This is a genomic window from Methyloradius palustris (assembly GCF_019703875.1).
GTDB lineage: Bacteria > Pseudomonadota > Gammaproteobacteria > Burkholderiales > Methylophilaceae > Methyloradius > Methyloradius palustris.
Genome location: NZ_AP024110.1, coordinates 999,772 through 1,017,022, shown reverse-complemented (window position 1 = coordinate 1,017,022; position 17,251 = coordinate 999,772). Strand labels below are relative to the sequence as shown.

Here is a 17,251-nt window from a genome sequence, read left to right as displayed (position 1 = left end):
ATGCGCTATGAAAATTATTTTTATCCATCAAAACTTCCCCGGGCAGTTTCGCCATATCGTCCAAGACTTACTGACTGAAGGCGGCCACCAGATTGTCACCTTGTGCGAGCCCCATGCGCCAGGCATGCAAGGTGTTCAGCGCATCAATCATAGCCCTGCACGCAAAGTGACTACAGGCATTCACCCGTATATCGCGGATACTGAAGCGCATGTGCTAAGAGGCCAAGGTGTGGCAAAAGCCCTGCTGGAACTCAAAAAAACAGGCTTTGAGCCGGACATCATGGTGGCTCACATGGGTTGGGGTGAAGCCATATACCCGAAAGATATTTACCCCAATGTGCCGTTGCTGACTTTCTTCGAATTTTTTTACCAAAACGCTGGAGCTGACGCGGGCTTTGACCCAGAGTACCCAGTTGGGCTGGATGACCACTTGCGTATTCGCACCAAAAACATCACCAACTTGCTCTCACTACAGGCAGCTGATATGGGCATCAGCCCTACGGCTTGGCAGCGCAATCTTTACCCTGAAGAATATCGCGGCAAAATCAGGCTGGCGCATGAAGGTGTGAATACTGATTTGGCCGTACCTGACAGCACTGCGACTCTGGAATTCGGCTCCGGCCTTAAACTGACGCGTGAGAATGAAATCATCACCTATGTTTCGCGCAATCTTGAGCCGTATCGCGGCTTTCACCAATTCATGCGAGCCGCCGAGAAAATCTGCGAGCGCCGCCCCAATACTTACATTTTGATAGTCGGCGGCGATGATGTCAGTTACGGCCGTAAGTTACCTGCTGGTGAAACCTATCGCGCACAGATGCTGAAGCAGGTGAAAATAGACCCAGCACGCGTAATATTTTTAGGCAAAATCCCCTATCAGCAATACCTCAAGGTGCTACAAGTTTCATCTGCCCACGTCTATCTCACTGTGCCGTTCGTGCTTTCGTGGTCCATGCTGGAGGCCATGTCTGCCGAGTGTTTGGTCATAGGTTCGAATACGGCTCCTGTGAAAGAAGTGATTAACCATAGAAGCAACGGATTGCTGGTTGATTTCTTCTCTCCTGACGCGATTGCTGATGCGGTTGATAGCGTATTCGCACACCCAGACCAGATGCAATATTTAAGAACCGCCGCACGTAAAACAGTGGTGGAGCGTTACCACATCAAAGATGGCATTGCGGCATACAGAAAGCTTTTTACCGAGCTGGTGAAAGCGCCCACTAAAAATCCAACGCTGCACTAGATATTTGAGGCAGCACTAGAAATCTAATGCTGCGCTGGGGATAGTCGTTCTAACTGGGTTTGATGCAAGAAAAATACGTAGCGCATCGATCGGCAGAGGCTTGCTGAACAGATAGCCTTGTACTTCATTACAGCCATTAGCCTTCAAAAATTCAAATTGCTCAACCGTCTCTACACCTTCGGCTATAGATTCAACCTGCAAGGCATGCGCCAGAGCTATAATTGAACGTGAAATAATCGCATCATTGGGGTCTGTAGCTATGTCACGGATGAACGATTTATCAATCTTTAAGCGTTTGATAGGAAAACGCTTTAAATAAGCGAGGCTTGAATAGCCAGTGCCAAAGTCATCCAGCGACAGCTGTACTCCCAGTTTATTGATTTTACTGAGCAAGCTGATGGAGTCTTCTACGTTGTGCATAATCATGCTTTCCGTAATCTCAAGCTCAAGATATTGTGGCTGCATGCGCGTTTGTGCCAGAATCTGGCTCACGGTGCGTACCAAACTCTTCTGCACCAGCTGTCGTGCCGATAGATTGACTGCTACTCGAATGGGTTTAAAACCATCTAGCTGTAATTGCTGATTATCTTCACAGGCTTTCCTCAATACCCATTCGCCTATAGGAATGATCAAACCATCGTCTTCAGCGATTGAAATAAACTGTATGGGTGGAATGAGCCCTCGCGTTGGATGCTGCCAACGGACGAGCGCTTCCATCCCAATCACTTCACCAGTGAACATGTTAATTTGGGGCTGGTAATGTAGTATTAATTCGTCTCGTTCAAGTGCATGCCACAAATCGTTTTCCAGTGATAAACGCTCGCCCAGCTCTGCATTCATCTCTTTTGCATAAAACTGAAAGTTATTACGGCCGTTAGCCTTGGCTCTATACATTGCACTATCGGCGTTAGCCATCAGCGTCTCTGCATTATCACCATCACGCGGGAAACTTGCCAAACCGATACTGCAAGTCACTGTGAGTTGTTTTTTAGTCAATGGAAATGGTTTACCCATTTCAATATTGATGCGCTGTAAAACAACATGCGTACTCTCTTCTGAAGACTGACTAGTCAGAAGCATGACAAACTCATCCCCACCTACCCGCGCGACTGTATCGCCCTCGCGCACACAGTGCTGCAGACGCTCGGCTACCATTTTGATCAGCTCGTCCCCGATGCTGTGCCCCAAGCTATCATTCACTCGTTTGAAGTTATCAATGTCGATAAATGCGACCGTAAATACCTTGCCACTGCGGCGCCCTTCATTAAACGCGTGCTTGATACGCTCTTTCAGCAAGTTACGGTTAGCAAGGCCAGTCAATAAATCGTAATTAGCCTGTCGTTCCAGCGCCTCCTGATATTGTCGAATCTGGGTAATATCATTTTGCACACCCACGTAATACTGCACTTTGCCATTCGGGTTAGTGAGTACGGGGGAGAGATAAAGCTCATTAATGAACAGGCTACCATCTTTGCGATAGTTACGTAAAACGGCTGAGCTGGCAGAACCTTCTTCAATCGCCTGGCGCAATTTCTCAAGCTCTAATTGATTCGTATCGTCGCCCTGCAGGAAATTCCAATTGCGGCCGATGACTTCCTCTTTTGAATAGCCAGTCACATGCTCAAATGCATGGTTGATGTAGATTATAGGCATGCCAGACGCACTCACATCCACGATCAAGGTAGGCGTTGCGCTCACCTCTATTGCGTGATTATGCAGTAGCAGAGCCTCTTCAGCCTGCTTGAGCGCTTCTCGTTTTTGCACTCGGTCTAGTGCATTGTTGATCGCAGTGGGTAATCGCGACAAATTACCTTTAATGATGTAATCCATCGCGCCTTGCTTCAAGGACTCAATTGCAGTTTCTTCACCCATGGTGCCTGAGACAAAGATGAATGGAATATCCGGCTGTTCTGCCTTGACTATCTCAAGCGCCCTCAGGCCATCAAAGGTTGGTAAGGAGTAATCTGAGAGGATAATATCTGGCTGAAAATGGCTTAATTGATGACGATAGTCATGCTCGGTATCTACATGTTTAATGTCGCACACCACCCCGCCCCGCTTTAACTCCCTGAGCGTCAGTTCGGCATCAGTTGGGCTGTCTTCCACTAATAATATTTTTAGTAGTTTCATACTGGCAGCGGTTCTTTTTAATTAACCATCAATATTTTATGGCTATATATTGCTGGGGATTTTATTCAATATCCCCCAATAGCAACCAACTTTAGAAACCTCTTCAACAAAGCGGTCAAACTCCACTGGTTTCACGAGATAACTATTCACACCGAGTTCATAACTTCTCACAATGTCTTGCTCCTCTGCACTTGAGGTCAGCATCACCACTGGAATTTGCCTGGTAGATGCCGTACTTTTTAGCTTTTGCAGGACCTCTATACCATCCACCTTGGGCATTTTCAGGTCCAGCAATATCAGTTTAGGCACACGTTTTGGCCTATCGACGAACTCACCCTCATGAAAAACATAGTCAAGTGCCGCTTGACCATCCCTCACCCAGACAATCTCATTCTTGAGATTGATTTTGCGCAAAGCACGCATGGTCATCTCGGCATCAGTCTCGCTATCTTCCGCCAGCAAAATATGGACTAATTGTGAATTTGGCATGATTACACCTCCTTAACTGGCAGACTAAAGCTGAACGTGCTACCAACCTCGATCTCGCTCTCTGCCCAAACGCGCCCGTTGTGGCGCAATATGATGCGTTGCACGATGGCTAGGCCAACCCCAGTGCCAGGAAACTCCTCAGCTGTATGCAATCGTTGAAACACGCCGAAGAGTTTTTTGTAATAACGCATATCAAACCCTACTCCGTTATCTTGTATTTGGTAGATTATTTCTCGATCTTTTTCTCTGGATGAAATCTCTACTTTAGGCTGCTCTCTAGTGCTGCTGTATTTAACGGCATTAGAAAGTAAATTACTTAATAGCTGCTTCAGTAATACTGGATCGCCCCAAACTGGCTGCAAGCTATGTTTGTAGAATTGCAAGGTAGGGTTAGGATGTTCTGCAACAAGCACTTCAGCCCATACCTCATCAACTAGCTGGTTCATATCCACCTCCTGACGATCCATGGCTTGACGGCCTGTGCGTGCAAAATCAAGCAAGTCATCAATCAGCATGCGCATTTTTTTGCTATTAGCCCTGACCACACCAAGCAGGCGCCTGCCCTCTTCATCGACTTTGTCACCATAGTCTTCTTCAAACATGCGTGAGTAGCCATCAATCGCACGCAATGGAGAGCGCAAATCATGCGAAACGGAATAGCTAAAACTTTCTAGTTCTTTGTTAGTGATCTCAAGTTGCAGTGCAGTTTTTTCGGCTCGGCGTTGCGCGACAATACGCTGTTTGATCTGCTGCCTGAGCAGCAAAAATGAAGTCAAAATCAACAGTATGGCACCTAAATTTCCGAATAAAATCCAGCGCTGGGTTGAAACCGCATGCGCTTTTTCTGATTCAGCGCGCTGATCTAAAAGCCGTTCTTCTCGCAATGTCATGGTTTGAATATGCAAGCGCAACTCATCCATAGTCATCTTGCCGCCTTGCAAGGTCTGCAATATATCCTCATTGCCTTTCCAAGCATGCTGACGCTGCATATTGATGGCTTGCTCGAGGAAAAGTAATTTGCGATTGGCTAACTCTTCAAATAACGCAATATCGTCTTGCTGATCGAAATTATCTTTTGTGAGGGATTTAAGACGCTGGATTGAATTTGGTAGGTTTGAGACCGCTTTGTTATATGGCTCAAGAAATTTCTCATCATTAGTCAGTAAAAAACCGCGCTGGCTGGTTTCTGCATCTTTTAATTCAGAGAGTAGGAGATTGATTTGAGAAAGTACAGTATAGGTATGATCAACCCAGCGAGAGCTCGCCATAAACTGACTGGTGCGGGTGTAGGTAATGAAGGAAATAACAACGAGCAGAACAAATGCCAGAACAATACCTGCTGAGATGAGCATATCTTTTTTTGTTTTTAAGGCGGGCACTCAACATCTCCCCTCGAAACCTCAGCATACTTTGTTGTTATTAATTTACAGTTGCATAAATACCATACTACTTCCAAAAATCGTGTCAAGTAAATACGTGATATTACTCAATGAATCAGTAATTTACACACATTGATTATCGACAATGGTAAGTACCGAAATTAATACTCAACATGTGCGCGAAACGCGATCAAATCAACTGGGCCACGGTCTGCGTTATAGGCTGGGTTCTGAATATGCTGGTAATCTGCCGTCAGCCATACATGTTCAGTCGCCTTCAAGCTGTAGTAGGTCTCAACGATTTGCTCAGGGTGATAATTCAAGGCACCATCGCCGATAAAGAAGCTGATACCACCAGCCCTTAGGTAGTCTTGGCGGGCTGAAGATAACCCGTTGCGCATGAGGGCTAAGCCAAATGTATCGTCAGGGCGTTTCCACTGACCGCCTTTAAGGGCAAAGCCTGCAGACATGGCATTATCGATTTCGGTAAATGCATAGGTTTCAGTTTGGCCATCGGCCCAACTGGCTTTGGCGAACACACCAAAATCATGACTGAGCGCTTGGTCCATACTAAAGCCAAATCCGTATTTGGTTTGCTCGCCATCACGCACTTTATTGATGTCGGGTACGCCACCGCTCAAGGCAGCCTCGTTTAAGGCATCTGTAAATTTAGACATCACAGTGCGATTACGAAACCCGAGCAACCTGAATTTACCTGGCTGACCGCGCCACTGGTAGCCCTGCTCAAACTCCACTTGGTCGCCATAGTGTTTAAAGATATTCGCATCTAGCGCTAACTGATTAGGATGTCTTGGCTGCTCAAAACGCCCAGCCCGTATCGCCCAATCATCATAAAAATACTCAGCCACTGCTCCCCAGGAATATCCACGGGAATCAGCTGCATAATCGTAAGCGCCATTTGCCATCAGCGACCAGTTCATAAACTGGGTACGCGGGTCATGGCTATAGGCGTTATCATCAAAAGTATCCATCACTGACATGTTGCCCACACTCAGCACGAGTCTGCGCCTATCGACGTAACCCGCCAGTTGATTCTGGTCAGAGGCCACATAATCCTGCTCACCGCCAAAATTCCAAGTTTGCTTTAGATAAAGTCGTGCTCGATAAATCGTAGGCTTGGCACCAGAGGTTCTCGCCATTTCACCATTGCTTAAACCTCCCAACCCAGTAAGGTCAGACAAAGGTAAACCTTGTGCCATTTCAGGATTAAAGTAGATTTCACCACCCTGCCACGGCCTGAAGCCCAGAAAAAGTGTTGAAGTCCATGAATAGCTGCGCTCAGGCGCAGTGATCAAACTATTAGGGCCAGAGTATGGCGCGTTAAAGCCATTTTTCTTTTGCCAAACTACTGTGGATTGGAACTTGGCATTCCATGCTTCCTCGGTATTTGCTGACAATTCGCCCTCAGCATAGGCTGAAGAAACAGCTGTGGCCAGCAACACGAAAAACAGAGTGGAGATTGCTGAAATTTTTTGGTTGATATCTTGATACACGCCCAGCCCCTAGTGCTTTGTTATTTATTAGCATCTTATTATTTAAAATGCTTTAACCCGTATTTTATGAAGTTCAGGTTAAATATTCATGACTAATCGGCAGTTTGTCATACCAAACAACCAACTCAAATCATAAAAAACAAAAAGCCTCGCATACACGAGGCCTTTTATTCAAACCCTTATCGGGTTATTTCTTCTACAACTTGCTTGTATTACTTGGCTGCAGCTGCAGCTTTTTTCATATGATGTTTATGTACATGTTTTACAGGTGCTTTTGATTCGTCAGCGTAAGCAGATGAAAAAGCCAACAGAACTAACATTGCGGTGATAGCAGCGATACTTTTTTTCATGATGTATATCTCCAAGAGTAAGTTGCCAGCTTTAAAGCTACTGGGTAACTGCTTTAACGAAGGTCTATCTATGTTTGTTGACACGATCTGTAAATATTCATCAATTTAAAAATACTGCATCAATAGCAATCCATTCACCCATCTTTTAAATCGAGTAAGTACGGCAACGAACACACCTTTAGTGTTATTACGCGCATACTGAGTCGGCTACTCCGCTAAATAACAAACCGAGGAAATGCATGGGTCTTTTTAAACTAGAGCACAGCAAGCTTGCTTATGTGACTGATTTTGCGCTGTATAGCCTCACAGTATTGGGGCTGCTGGCTTATCTGATTGCGTTTGTGCCTTCGGGCTGCGAGCTGCCGGTATTTGGCTTAGTATTTCTGGGCTTAGTTGGCTGGACTGTTATTGAATATATTTTGCATCGGTTCGTACTGCATGGGCTGCGCCCATTTAACCGCTGGCATGCAGAACATCACCAGCGACCTACCGCCTTAATTTGCGCGCCTACGATATTGAGTGCATCACTCATCGTGATACTGATTTTTATGCCTGCTTTATTTGCAACTGATGTTTTACGCGCTTCTGCGCTAACACTTGGGGTAATGACGGGTTATCTATCTTACGCAGTCACACATCACGCGATTCACCATTGGCGCAGTGATAGCGCGTGGCTTAAGCAGCGTAAGCGCTGGCATGCCTTGCACCACCATGTTAACCAGCCTGGATACTATGGCGTGACCAGCGGATTCTGGGACTATCTATTAGCAAGTAAGCATCATGCAAAAAAACCTATTCAACGCACTAAACAACTCACCCCCTAAGTTTTGATAAGGAATCCACCATGAGCAAAACTCCGACTTCAGAAGATAAAATCAAGCAGCTGGCAACAGCATATGAAAGCGTGCTAGATAAGGCGCTACATCAAACCGTGACTAGCATTCATCACACTATTGATTCGGTTCAAGATGACTTGGCCGCCCTTGGCAAACTCACCGTTGAGGAAACCACCCATTTAAAACATGCCCTCAAGCGTGATTTGAGCGATGCTGCCCAGCACTTAAAGGCATCCAACCAAGAGCTTAAATCCTGGCTGGGCTTTGATCTTGAGCTGATTAAAGTTGAGTTATGGCAAAAGTTCATAGAAGCCACCGATAAAACCACGCTAGAGTTGATTAAGATCAAAAGCACTGCGGCCGATGCTCAATACACTACAGGCGAGATGATAGGGCTTGGCACTCTGGTCTGTGACCACTGCCAAACCAATCTGCACTTTCACCAGCCCAGCCATATCCCACCCTGCGGTAAATGTCATGGCACCAAGTTTCATCGACAAAATCACGAGGTGTAGATTGCGTAAGTGACTTTTAACGCATCGCCGGTTAACGCATGGATGGGTTTCGCACATGAAATTTAAAGACTATTACCAAACACTCGGCGTTAAACCCACGGCAAACTTAGATGAGATCAAAAAAGCCTATCGTAAACTCGCCCATCAGTACCACCCTGATGTTTCAAAAGACCCAAAAGGCGAAGAGAAATTTAAAGAAGTCGCCGAAGCCTACAGCACGCTGAAAGACCCAGAAAAACGGGCAGCGTATGATGAATTAGGCCGCCACCCTGCTGGGCAAGAGTTCAGGCCACCACCCAATTGGGGTAATCAAAGCTCAGGCTCTGCGAATGGCAATTCTCAAGGATACTCATTCGACGATATTGATCTCTCCGATTTATTTGCCAGTTTCTCAGGTGGCAAACAACAAGGCCAGCGCGCCCCTACAGCAGGCCAGGATTATGAACTATCCACCGAAATATCGCTTGAGGATGCCTACACAGGCACAACCGCCGAACTCAACTTCACCGTACAAGAGCAAAACCAGCAGGGACAAATAAAGCGTGTGCCACATACCTTCAAAACGCGCATCCCTAAAGGGATAACCGATGGCCAAAAGATGCTACTGCGAGGCAAAGGCGGTAAAGGCTTTAATGGCGGACGGGATGGCAATCTTTACCTTACCGTCAATTTCATCCCCCACCGTTTATTCCGCGCCAAACATCATGACTTGCTGATTGACCTGCCACTGAGCCCTTGGGAAGCAGGCTTAGGCGCAACCGTCAAAGTGCCGACACTCTCTGGGGCAGTTAATCTCAAGATACCCGCAGGCACCAGCAGCGGTCAAAAGCTGCGCATAGCCAAGCGCGGCATGCCTAAAAAGAACGAAGAATTTGGTGACCTGTTTGCTGTGACGCAAATTGTTCTACCACCCAAACTCAGCGAGCAAGAAGAGGCATTGTTCAAAGAGTTATCGCAAATATCCACATTTGATCCACGCCTACATTTTGAATAAGCGTTTTGAATAGGAGAACCTCATGAATACCCAACAAAAAGATTCAATGTGGCTGGATGAACACCATCAAGTTTCGATGGATGAGTTGATTGAGCTCTCAGGCTTATCCATCAAAGAGCTACAAAACTTGTTAGAAAGCGGCGTGCTGGTGCCGAATAACAAAGAGGAGGCAATATGGCATTTTAATAGCCATTACTTAGTTTCTATACACACCCTCTCAAGGCTGAAGCAAGATTTTGAATTAGAGCCAAACGCCTTTGCATTGACACTGGTTTTTCTGGAACGCATCAGAACGCTTGAGTTTGAATTACGCGGTTTAGCTCAGGTTAAAAATTAAAACCATATCAACGCCCTTTATTCTCAGCACAATTCACAAATATCAATGACCCAATAAAACCTCTTTTACAGCGCGCCTGCTTCTAGCAATGGCGTGACCATGTAATGCAAGCCACTGCCTGCAAAATCAAGCTTCAACTTTTCCAGAACAGAATTAATCACCGCCTCATCAGCATGCGCCGTAAACTGCGTCCTTTTTTGTCGGCCAGTGACTTGCTCCAGCAAACTCATCCCTGTGTGTCTGGCGCCATGGCCGTAGATTTCGGCAGTGCTAAAACCACTCAGGTTATCTTGTTCAAGTAGCCAGTCAATCATGGCATCTTGCATCCTGGGCAGGGTAATGATGGTCAATAAATGTTGGCTCATTTGGCAGCTTCCGTTCCGAAACGTCTGTATAAAATGGGTAAAAGAATCAGGGTCAACGCAGTAGAAGTAACTAAGCCACCAATGACTACAATCGCCAATGGACGCTGAATTTCTGAGCCAGGGCCTGTTGCAAAAAGCAGGGGCAATAACCCAAAGGCGGCAATGCTGGCTGTCATCAATACTGGCCTTAATCTGCGTTTTGCACCCTCAACCACCACCTGTGCAATCGGCATGCCTTGATCGATCAACTGATTGAAATAGCTCATCATGACGACACTATTCAACACGGCTATGCCCAATAGCGCGATAAAGCCAACCGAGGCTGGCACGGATAAAAACTCCCCTGAAATCCACAAGGCAAATACGCCACCTATCATGGCAAATGGAATGTTGGAGAGTATCAACACCGATTGCCGAACGGATCGGAAAGTAGCGAATAACAACAAGAAAATGAGGCCTATGGCCGCAGGCACCACAATGGCTAACCTAGCAGCAGCGCGCTGCTGGTTTTCAAACTGACCGCCCCATTTCATGGAATAGCCTTCGCCCAGTTTCACTGATGCGCCAACCTTTTGCTTGGCTTCTTCAACAAAGCCCACCAGATCGCGGCCACGGACATTTGCCACCACTACGACCATGCGCATGCCGCGTTCACGATCTACTTTTACTGGCCCTTCAACGCGCTCCAGTTTGGCGATGGTTGAGATCGGCACATTGACGCCATTTGGCAGCGTGAGCATCAGGTTACTGAAGTCTGGCGGCGACAATCGCAAGCTGTCAGCGCCCCGCAATAAGACTGGTGTGCGGCGCTGCCCTTCTTGCACAATACCGAGTTGATTGCCCTCAAGCTGCGCTCGCAGGATGGCCTCAATCTGGTTGACGTTAAAGCCCAGCCTGCCCGCTACCAACCTGTCCACATCGATACGCAGGTACTGCACACCGCTGTTTTGCGGGGTGTATACATCCTCGGAACCCGAGATGGATTTGAGGATGCGTACCGTTTGCTGCGCCGCCTCATCCAGCTTGTCGAGGTCGCTGCCGAATATCTTGATGGCAAGATCGCCACGCACGCCCAGTATCATCTCATTCACGCGCATCTCAATCGGCTGCGTGAACGCATAACTGAGCCCGGGCATGTCTTGCATCACAATGCGCATTTGATCAATCAACACCGATTTATTGGGAGACCGCCATTCAGAGCGCGGCTTTAGCACCAGAAAGTTATCAGTCTGGTTTAAACCCATGGGGTCTAGTCCTAACTCGTCGGAACCAGTGCGGGAGATAATGCCTTTCACTTCTGGGATTTTGGCGAGTATGGCTTTTTGTACCACCATATCAGTCTGGGTTGATTTATCCAGATTGATAGAAGGCAGTTTTTCAACCTGCATGATGATGTCGCCTTCATCCATGGTCGGCATAAAGGTTTTGCCAATCTGCAGATAGACAACACCAGTCATCAGCAGCGCAACGATGGCGCCAATGACGATGGTTTTGCTGTGGTCAAGCGACCACGCCAGCGCTGGCGTATAAATGCCGAGTGCTTTGCGTGCCAGCCAGGGTTCATCATGACTGACCTTGCCTAGCAGGAACGAAGCAATCACGGGGATCACGGTCAAAGACAAAATCAGTGAGCCTGAGAGCGCAAAGACTATTGTCATGGCTACTGGGCTAAACAGTTTGCCCTCCAGCCCCTGCAATGTGAGCAAGGGCAGAAATACCATGATAATAATCAATATCCCCGAAGCAACTGGCAGGCTGACCTCTTTCACTGCGCGATAAATTAAATGCAATCTGGGTAATTTAGACTTTTCGGCACTAGCGAGGTGAGACACCATATTCTCGACCACCACCACTGCGGCATCTACCAGCATACCAATTGCAATCGACAAGCCGCCCAAACTCATGAGGTTGGCCGACATATTGAACTGATTCATCAAAATAAACGTCACCAGCACCGCCAGTGGCAACGCTAATGCCACAGTCAGTGCTGCGCGCAAATTCCCCAGAAACAAGATAAGCAGGATAACCACCAGCACAATAGCTTCCAGCAGGGCTTCCGTGACTGTGGCAACCGCGCGCTCAACCAGATTGCTGCGGTCGTAAAACACTTCGATTTTTACGCCACTGGGTAGAGTTGGTGCTATTTCCGCTATTTTTGCCCGTAAGCCTTCAACCACCTGCTTCGCATTGGCGCCACGAAGGCCGAGCACCAGCCCTTCAACCGCTTCACTCTCTCCATTCTTGGTCACTGCGCCATATCGCGTGAGTGAACCGATTTGCACGAGAGCCACATCGCCAATACGCGTTGGCATGCCCTGCTCAGTTTTAATCACGGTGTTACGCACATCATCAAGCGTCTTAAATCGGCCTTCTGCCTTTACAAGTAGGGATTCTTCACCATCGCTTAACCTGCCAGCGCCATCGTTCTTGTTATTCATCTCCAGTGCTTGCTGCAGCTGGTCTAGCGAAACCCCTCGGGCATACATGCGCGCGTTATCGGGAACAATCTCGAAGCTGCGAACCAGGCCACCCAATGAATTCACATCCGCCACGCCAGGCACGGTGCGCAATTGTGGGCGTATCACCCAATCAAGCAAGCTGCGACGTTCTTGCAGTGAAAGTCCTCCACCTTCTATGGTGAACATAAACATCTCGCCAAGCGGCGTAGTCATGGGCGCAATACCTCCCGTAGCATCAGCGGGCAGACTACTCCAGATACTGTTCAAGCGCTCGGCGACCTGTTGGCGCGCCCAGTAGATATCAGTGCCATCCGCAAAATCAACGGTAATATCGGTGAGCGCATATTTGGCGACTGAGCGCAGCATGGTTTGATGCGGCAAGCCGAGCATTTCGACTTCAACAGGTGCCGTGATTCGCGCCTCGACCTCTTCTGGTGTCATGCCTGCTGCTTTAATGATGATTTTCACCTGCGTGGTTGAAACATCAGGGAAGGCATCAATCGGTAAGGTTTTAAAAGCTAGCGAACCTGCAATGACCAGCAGCAGGGTAATTAACAGCATGAGCAGGCGTTGCGTAAGGGCAAACTGGATGATGCGTAAAAGCATGATTTATTCGCCCCCTGCGCCAAGCCAGGCAGCTTTGATGGCGGAGGTGCCAGACACCGCCACTTTTTCAGCGCCAGATAATGCGCCTGCAATCACGACTTGATTGGCTTGCTCAGACAACACTTGCACTTTTAATGGCGTGAAGCCCTGATCGGTTTGCACAAATATATAACTATCTGTGCCCTGTCTGACGACAGCCACTCTAGGCAAACTGAATTGTTTTGCATTCGTGCTATCGCTGACAACTTTAGCTTCAACAAATTGCCCTGGCGATAAGCGCTCAGCATGTTGGTTGATCTCTGCACGCACCGTCATGGTTTGATCGTTTTTATTGATATTGCGAATGATTGCAATGATTTTTCCCTCAGCTTGATATTGCGGAATACTGACTTTCATCCCCAGCGCTAAAGACTTAAACGACTCCACAGGTGCATGCATTTCCAGCCAGAGCGGTGTCAGGCTGCCGATATGGAACATGGGCATCATGGCATCTATGCGCTGACCTGTTGTGACTAGCTGCTCTAGCACTTGACCATCAATGGGAGAAGTAATCGTCAAGCCATTGGTCAATTCACTAGTTTTACCTAGCCTAGATATCGCAGTATCTGGCATACCACTGAGCTTAAGTGCTTGACCACGCTGCTTAAGCAATGCATTTACTTCTTCAAACGCACTTCTTGAAGTGAGGTAACGCCGCTCGGCAATAATGCCGTCTTTGAACAGCTCAGCATCTCTATCGTAGGTATTTTTTGCCAACCTATTTTGCGTCAAAGCCTGTAAATAATCGCGTTGCAAACCAAGCAAATCAGGGCTGCTGATGTGCCCTAAAGCCTGGCCTTTTTTGACTTGTTCGCCTGCTGCTACATAAAGCGCGTCGATCAGGCCAGATTGGGCCGCCCCGACCACGCGTTGTTGGCCAACGGGTACGACAATTTCGCCAGGAATCAGTCGGCTTTCTGTGTTGCTTGATAGGTTAATGGCGGCAACGGTGATCCCTGATACCTGCTGCTGTTTAGCCGTCATTGCAATGCTGGCTAGGTCTTGAGCAGCGACTGAAGATATAGTGCAAGCAAGCGCTAATGCTGCTGCAATGTTTAAAAATTTGTTCATGGTAAAACTCCTACAGCTTGGTTATATCGCGCGGTGTCCCACTGCAATTGAATTTGTTTACTGGTCAAGGCACGCTCAGCATCGTAGGCGAGCGCTTGGTTGCGCATCATGGCAACCAGGTCGATTTCACCTAATGTGAATGCCTTGCGTGACAAGCGCAGGCTTTCTTGCGCGATAGTGTTTTGTTCGGTGACGATGGTGAGTTCTGCGCGCGTGACTTCGAGATTGTGCTCTGCCTCGTGCAACATGGTTTCCATCGTCATACGCAGACGCTCTCGATCCGTCATGGCTTGTGCCAGGTTTTTCTGTGAGGCCGCCATCAGGGGTCTGGCGCGGACTTCGCTATCAAGTGGCACGCGCAAACTCAAGCCAAGACTATTGTTGTAGGCTGGATCAAAACCACCGCGCAGGCTGATGGTAGAAAGCGTTAGTTGTGGATTTTCGCGCCGTTCTGAATTCACTAGACCATATTCACTCTGCGCCAGGCTGATTCTGCTTTCTGCTTCACGTATCAGGGGATGGCCATCACTTAACTCAGTAATCGTGGATAGCGTCTCAAGCAAATTAGCGGGGATTTCCTCCAAGCCTGTCAGCGCCGTATAGCGATGCTTGGCATGCGCTAGCTCAGCCTCGGCGAGTACCAGCGCATCTTGTGCTTTGAGGGTTTCATTCTGTGCCAGCATAAAGTCAGTCTTTGCCAGCTCGCCAGCCTGGTAGCGACGTTCAACATCATGCTGCAGATTTTTAGCAGTTTCATAACGCGCTTTGGCTAAATCAGCATAATTGGCATTCATGCTGATATCCCACACAGCATCACGGAGCACCCCGGCGACTTGCAGCAGCAAGCCATCACGACTAGCCGCCAGGGTATTTTCTGCATTATCGGCGACATTTTTGCGGGCATCGCGCTGGCCAGGTAACCAGATAGGGAGCTCAAGACCAGCCTCATACTGGCGTTCACCCCTGTTGCTCCCAACCGTATCGTTGATATGCCTGACGATGACAGCGGGCGCTGCTGGCAACAAGCTGCGTGCCTGGATATAGCGTGCCTGTACTTCGCCATCCATGGCTTGCAGCATGTATTGCTGGGGATTACGTGCGTAGGTTTTTTCAAGCACGTCATGTAGCGTGAGGGCTGGATTTACCGTCAACTCATCGTGGTGCTTAACATCAGTAATTGGCTCTGCCATGGCGATGCTTATCAAGCTAAAGCTAATGGCAATGCATAACTGAATCAGTTTATACAGTGGCATGGGAACACCTCTAAATTTAAATACGTTGATACTGGCGAGCGTGACTCGTCAGTAAAAATTACATGGCGGAGTTCGCCTAGATATTTATTTCAGAGGTGGTGCGCGGGGGGAGTTCGGGCGTTGGCTTGGGGATCGTCTTAGAAAAATACGAGATTCAGGTGATGCAAATCGTTGCTTGTTTTTGAGAACAAAATCAGTAAATGCAATAAAAAATAAACAATATAGAAACGGGGTAAGTAAGCGCAAAGTATCAGGCTCGAAACCGCCTGCCACCCCAATCACTTGCTCGTGAATATGCTGGGCTCTTACTGTAGGCGCTTGATCCATGCCATGTATTGCATCATCCGCATCCATTTCATGGATATGAAAGCCTGTTACCGCGCTAACAGGAGAACCTGCAGGGTGGCCGTGAATCAATGGCATCAGCACTTGCAAGAGGGCAAGCACGATGACTAATTGATATGATAGCTTTTTGATTTTGCTAAATAACATGGCTAAATGATACGTTAACTTTCATTAAGTTATAAATCTAAATGACGCATTTTCAATTGCCCCTACGTTGAGAGAGGCTATATTGAAGATGGTTCTACTTTAATCAAAAAAGTCTGTGCATTAAAGTCATAAACCTGCTTCAAGCAAAGCCTGTGTATGACGGGCAATCTGTTCATTTTCTTGAGAGCTTAGCACCTGTACATTGCTGCCATAATCACTTTCAGCATCAATGCCAAAACAAGCTAAATCGCGACAAATTGTGGCTCTTAGTGGTACATCGTGTTCGCCTATGCCGCCTGTGAATACCAGCATGTCTATGCCTTTGAGCGCTGCAATCATGCCTGCAATTTGTTTGCGAACTGAGTAACAAAACATCTCAATCGCTAGCTTTGCATCTGGGTTTGAATCTGCAATCTTGTGTAAATCCCGCATATCACTACTCACGACAGAAACGCCGAGCAAACCTGAATTGTGGTCAATCAGGCCTTCAATCTGGGCTACGCCATAATGCTTTTCTCGCATCAGATAAATCAGTACGCCTGGGTCAATATCACCGCTACGCGTCCCCATCATCACACCGCCAGCGGGGGTTAATCCCATGGAGGTGTCGATAGACTTGCCGTCTTTGATGGCCGTAATGCTGGCACCATTGCCGAGATGGGCAACAATTAACCTGGGTGGGCAAGCGTCGCCAAGCTGCTGCAAGATAGACTCGCACGACAAACCATGAAAGCCATAGCGCTGGATGCCTTCAGCCTGCAATGTTTTATCTATTGGCAGCGTGCGAGCGACCTCTGGCAAGTCAGCATGGAAAGCTGTATCGAAGCACACAGCCTCTGGCAAGCCAGGGAAATGTGCCAATGTAGCGCGTATGACCCCCAGCGCTTTTTGGTTATGTAGCGGCGCAAACGCTGTGGCATCTTCGAGCTGTTGTAAGACTTGGTCGTTGATCAGGCAATGTTGCCGCAACTTAAAACCGCCATGCACGAATCGATGACCAATCGCATCTGGCGCGGGTAAGTTTAAGGCTGTGATTTTTGCGGCGACTTCTTGAATGACCAGATGGGGGTTTGTGGTGTGCACGGTATCACTCAGCAAGACCTCAAGCGCTTGCCCATCCACACGGTATAAACCAAATTTAAGCGTCGATGAGCCTACGTTGAGGGTAAGTATGTGCAT

16 protein-coding genes are annotated in these 17,251 nt (G+C 47.8%); 5 read left to right on the top strand and 11 right to left on the bottom strand.

Features of this window, described 5'->3' with window-relative positions:
* Positions 1 to 7 precede the first annotated feature (7 nt).
* Positions 8 to 1,243 (top strand): glycosyltransferase family 4 protein, encoded by a 1,236-nt coding sequence (locus ZMTM_RS04985; RefSeq protein ID WP_221765206.1) that lies wholly within the window; start codon positions 8 to 10, stop codon positions 1,241 to 1,243.
* A 15-nt stretch (positions 1,244 to 1,258) separates the two neighbouring features.
* On the opposite strand, the gene ZMTM_RS04980 is transcribed toward ZMTM_RS04985, so the two are convergent.
* The 5 genes from ZMTM_RS04980 to ZMTM_RS04960 all read right to left on the bottom strand — a co-directional run bounded on the left by ZMTM_RS04980 (position 1,259) and on the right by ZMTM_RS04960 (position 7,105).
* Positions 1,259 to 3,373, bottom strand: a complete 2,115-nt coding sequence (locus tag ZMTM_RS04980) for an EAL domain-containing response regulator (RefSeq protein WP_221765205.1) — start codon at positions 3,371 to 3,373, stop codon at positions 1,259 to 1,261.
* A 42-nt stretch (positions 3,374 to 3,415) separates the two neighbouring features.
* Positions 3,416 to 3,862, bottom strand: coding sequence for a response regulator (locus tag ZMTM_RS04975; RefSeq protein ID WP_221765204.1), 447 nt, complete (start codon positions 3,860 to 3,862; stop codon positions 3,416 to 3,418).
* A 2-nt stretch (positions 3,863 to 3,864) separates the two neighbouring features.
* Positions 3,865 to 5,241 (bottom strand): sensor histidine kinase, encoded by a 1,377-nt coding sequence (locus ZMTM_RS04970; protein ID WP_225907103.1) that lies wholly within the window; start codon positions 5,239 to 5,241, stop codon positions 3,865 to 3,867.
* A 161-nt stretch (positions 5,242 to 5,402) separates the two neighbouring features.
* Positions 5,403 to 6,755, bottom strand: a complete 1,353-nt coding sequence (locus ZMTM_RS04965; protein ID WP_225907102.1) for a carbohydrate porin — start codon at positions 6,753 to 6,755, stop codon at positions 5,403 to 5,405.
* A 212-nt stretch (positions 6,756 to 6,967) separates the two neighbouring features.
* A complete protein-coding gene (locus tag ZMTM_RS04960; protein ID WP_221765203.1) occupies positions 6,968 to 7,105 on the bottom strand; it encodes a hypothetical protein in 138 nt (45 codons plus the stop codon).
* A 239-nt stretch (positions 7,106 to 7,344) separates the two neighbouring features.
* On the opposite strand from ZMTM_RS04960, the gene ZMTM_RS04955 reads away from it, so the two are divergent.
* The 4 genes from ZMTM_RS04955 to ZMTM_RS04940 are packed head-to-tail and all read left to right on the top strand — an operon-like array spanning position 7,345 to position 9,787.
* Positions 7,345 to 7,929, top strand: a complete 585-nt coding sequence (locus ZMTM_RS04955; RefSeq protein WP_221765202.1) for a sterol desaturase family protein — start codon at positions 7,345 to 7,347, stop codon at positions 7,927 to 7,929.
* 20 nt (positions 7,930 to 7,949) lie between these two features.
* Complete coding sequence (locus ZMTM_RS04950; RefSeq protein WP_221765201.1) at positions 7,950 to 8,456, top strand: zinc ribbon-containing protein; 507 nt, start codon at positions 7,950 to 7,952, stop codon at positions 8,454 to 8,456.
* A 55-nt stretch (positions 8,457 to 8,511) separates the two neighbouring features.
* The gene (locus tag ZMTM_RS04945) at positions 8,512 to 9,450 is read left to right on the top strand and encodes a DnaJ C-terminal domain-containing protein (protein ID WP_221765200.1); all 939 of its coding nucleotides are present in this window, start codon (positions 8,512 to 8,514) and stop codon (positions 9,448 to 9,450) included.
* Positions 9,451 to 9,472: 22 nt separating this feature from the next.
* Positions 9,473 to 9,787 carry a chaperone modulator CbpM gene (locus ZMTM_RS04940; RefSeq protein WP_221765199.1) on the top strand — a complete coding sequence of 105 codons (315 nt, stop codon included), beginning with the start codon at positions 9,473 to 9,475 and terminating at the stop codon, positions 9,785 to 9,787.
* A 65-nt stretch (positions 9,788 to 9,852) separates the two neighbouring features.
* Here the strand turns inward: ZMTM_RS04940 and ZMTM_RS04935 are convergent, their stop codons facing one another.
* The 6 genes from ZMTM_RS04935 to ZMTM_RS04910 form a co-directional block, all read right to left on the bottom strand.
* Positions 9,853 to 10,152, bottom strand: a complete 300-nt coding sequence (locus ZMTM_RS04935; RefSeq protein WP_221765198.1) for a DUF3240 family protein — start codon at positions 10,150 to 10,152, stop codon at positions 9,853 to 9,855.
* Complete coding sequence (locus tag ZMTM_RS04930) at positions 10,149 to 13,217, bottom strand: efflux RND transporter permease subunit (RefSeq protein WP_221765197.1); 3,069 nt, start codon at positions 13,215 to 13,217, stop codon at positions 10,149 to 10,151. Before ZMTM_RS04930 ends, ZMTM_RS04935 begins: the two co-directional genes overlap by 4 nt.
* 3 nt (positions 13,218 to 13,220) lie before the next feature.
* Entirely contained in the window at positions 13,221 to 14,327 is a 1,107-nt protein-coding gene (locus ZMTM_RS04925; RefSeq protein WP_221765196.1) for an efflux RND transporter periplasmic adaptor subunit, read from the bottom strand.
* Entirely contained in the window at positions 14,324 to 15,580 is a 1,257-nt protein-coding gene (locus tag ZMTM_RS04920; RefSeq protein WP_221765195.1) for a TolC family protein, read from the bottom strand. Before ZMTM_RS04920 ends, ZMTM_RS04925 begins: the two co-directional genes overlap by 4 nt.
* 84 nt (positions 15,581 to 15,664) lie before the next feature.
* Positions 15,665 to 16,072: a hypothetical protein gene (locus tag ZMTM_RS04915; RefSeq protein WP_221765194.1), complete on the bottom strand. Its 408-nt coding sequence runs from the start codon at positions 16,070 to 16,072 to the stop codon at positions 15,665 to 15,667.
* Positions 16,073 to 16,198: 126 nt separating this feature from the next.
* Positions 16,199 to 17,251, bottom strand: coding sequence for an acetate/propionate family kinase (locus ZMTM_RS04910; protein ID WP_221765193.1), 1,053 nt, complete (start codon positions 17,249 to 17,251; stop codon positions 16,199 to 16,201).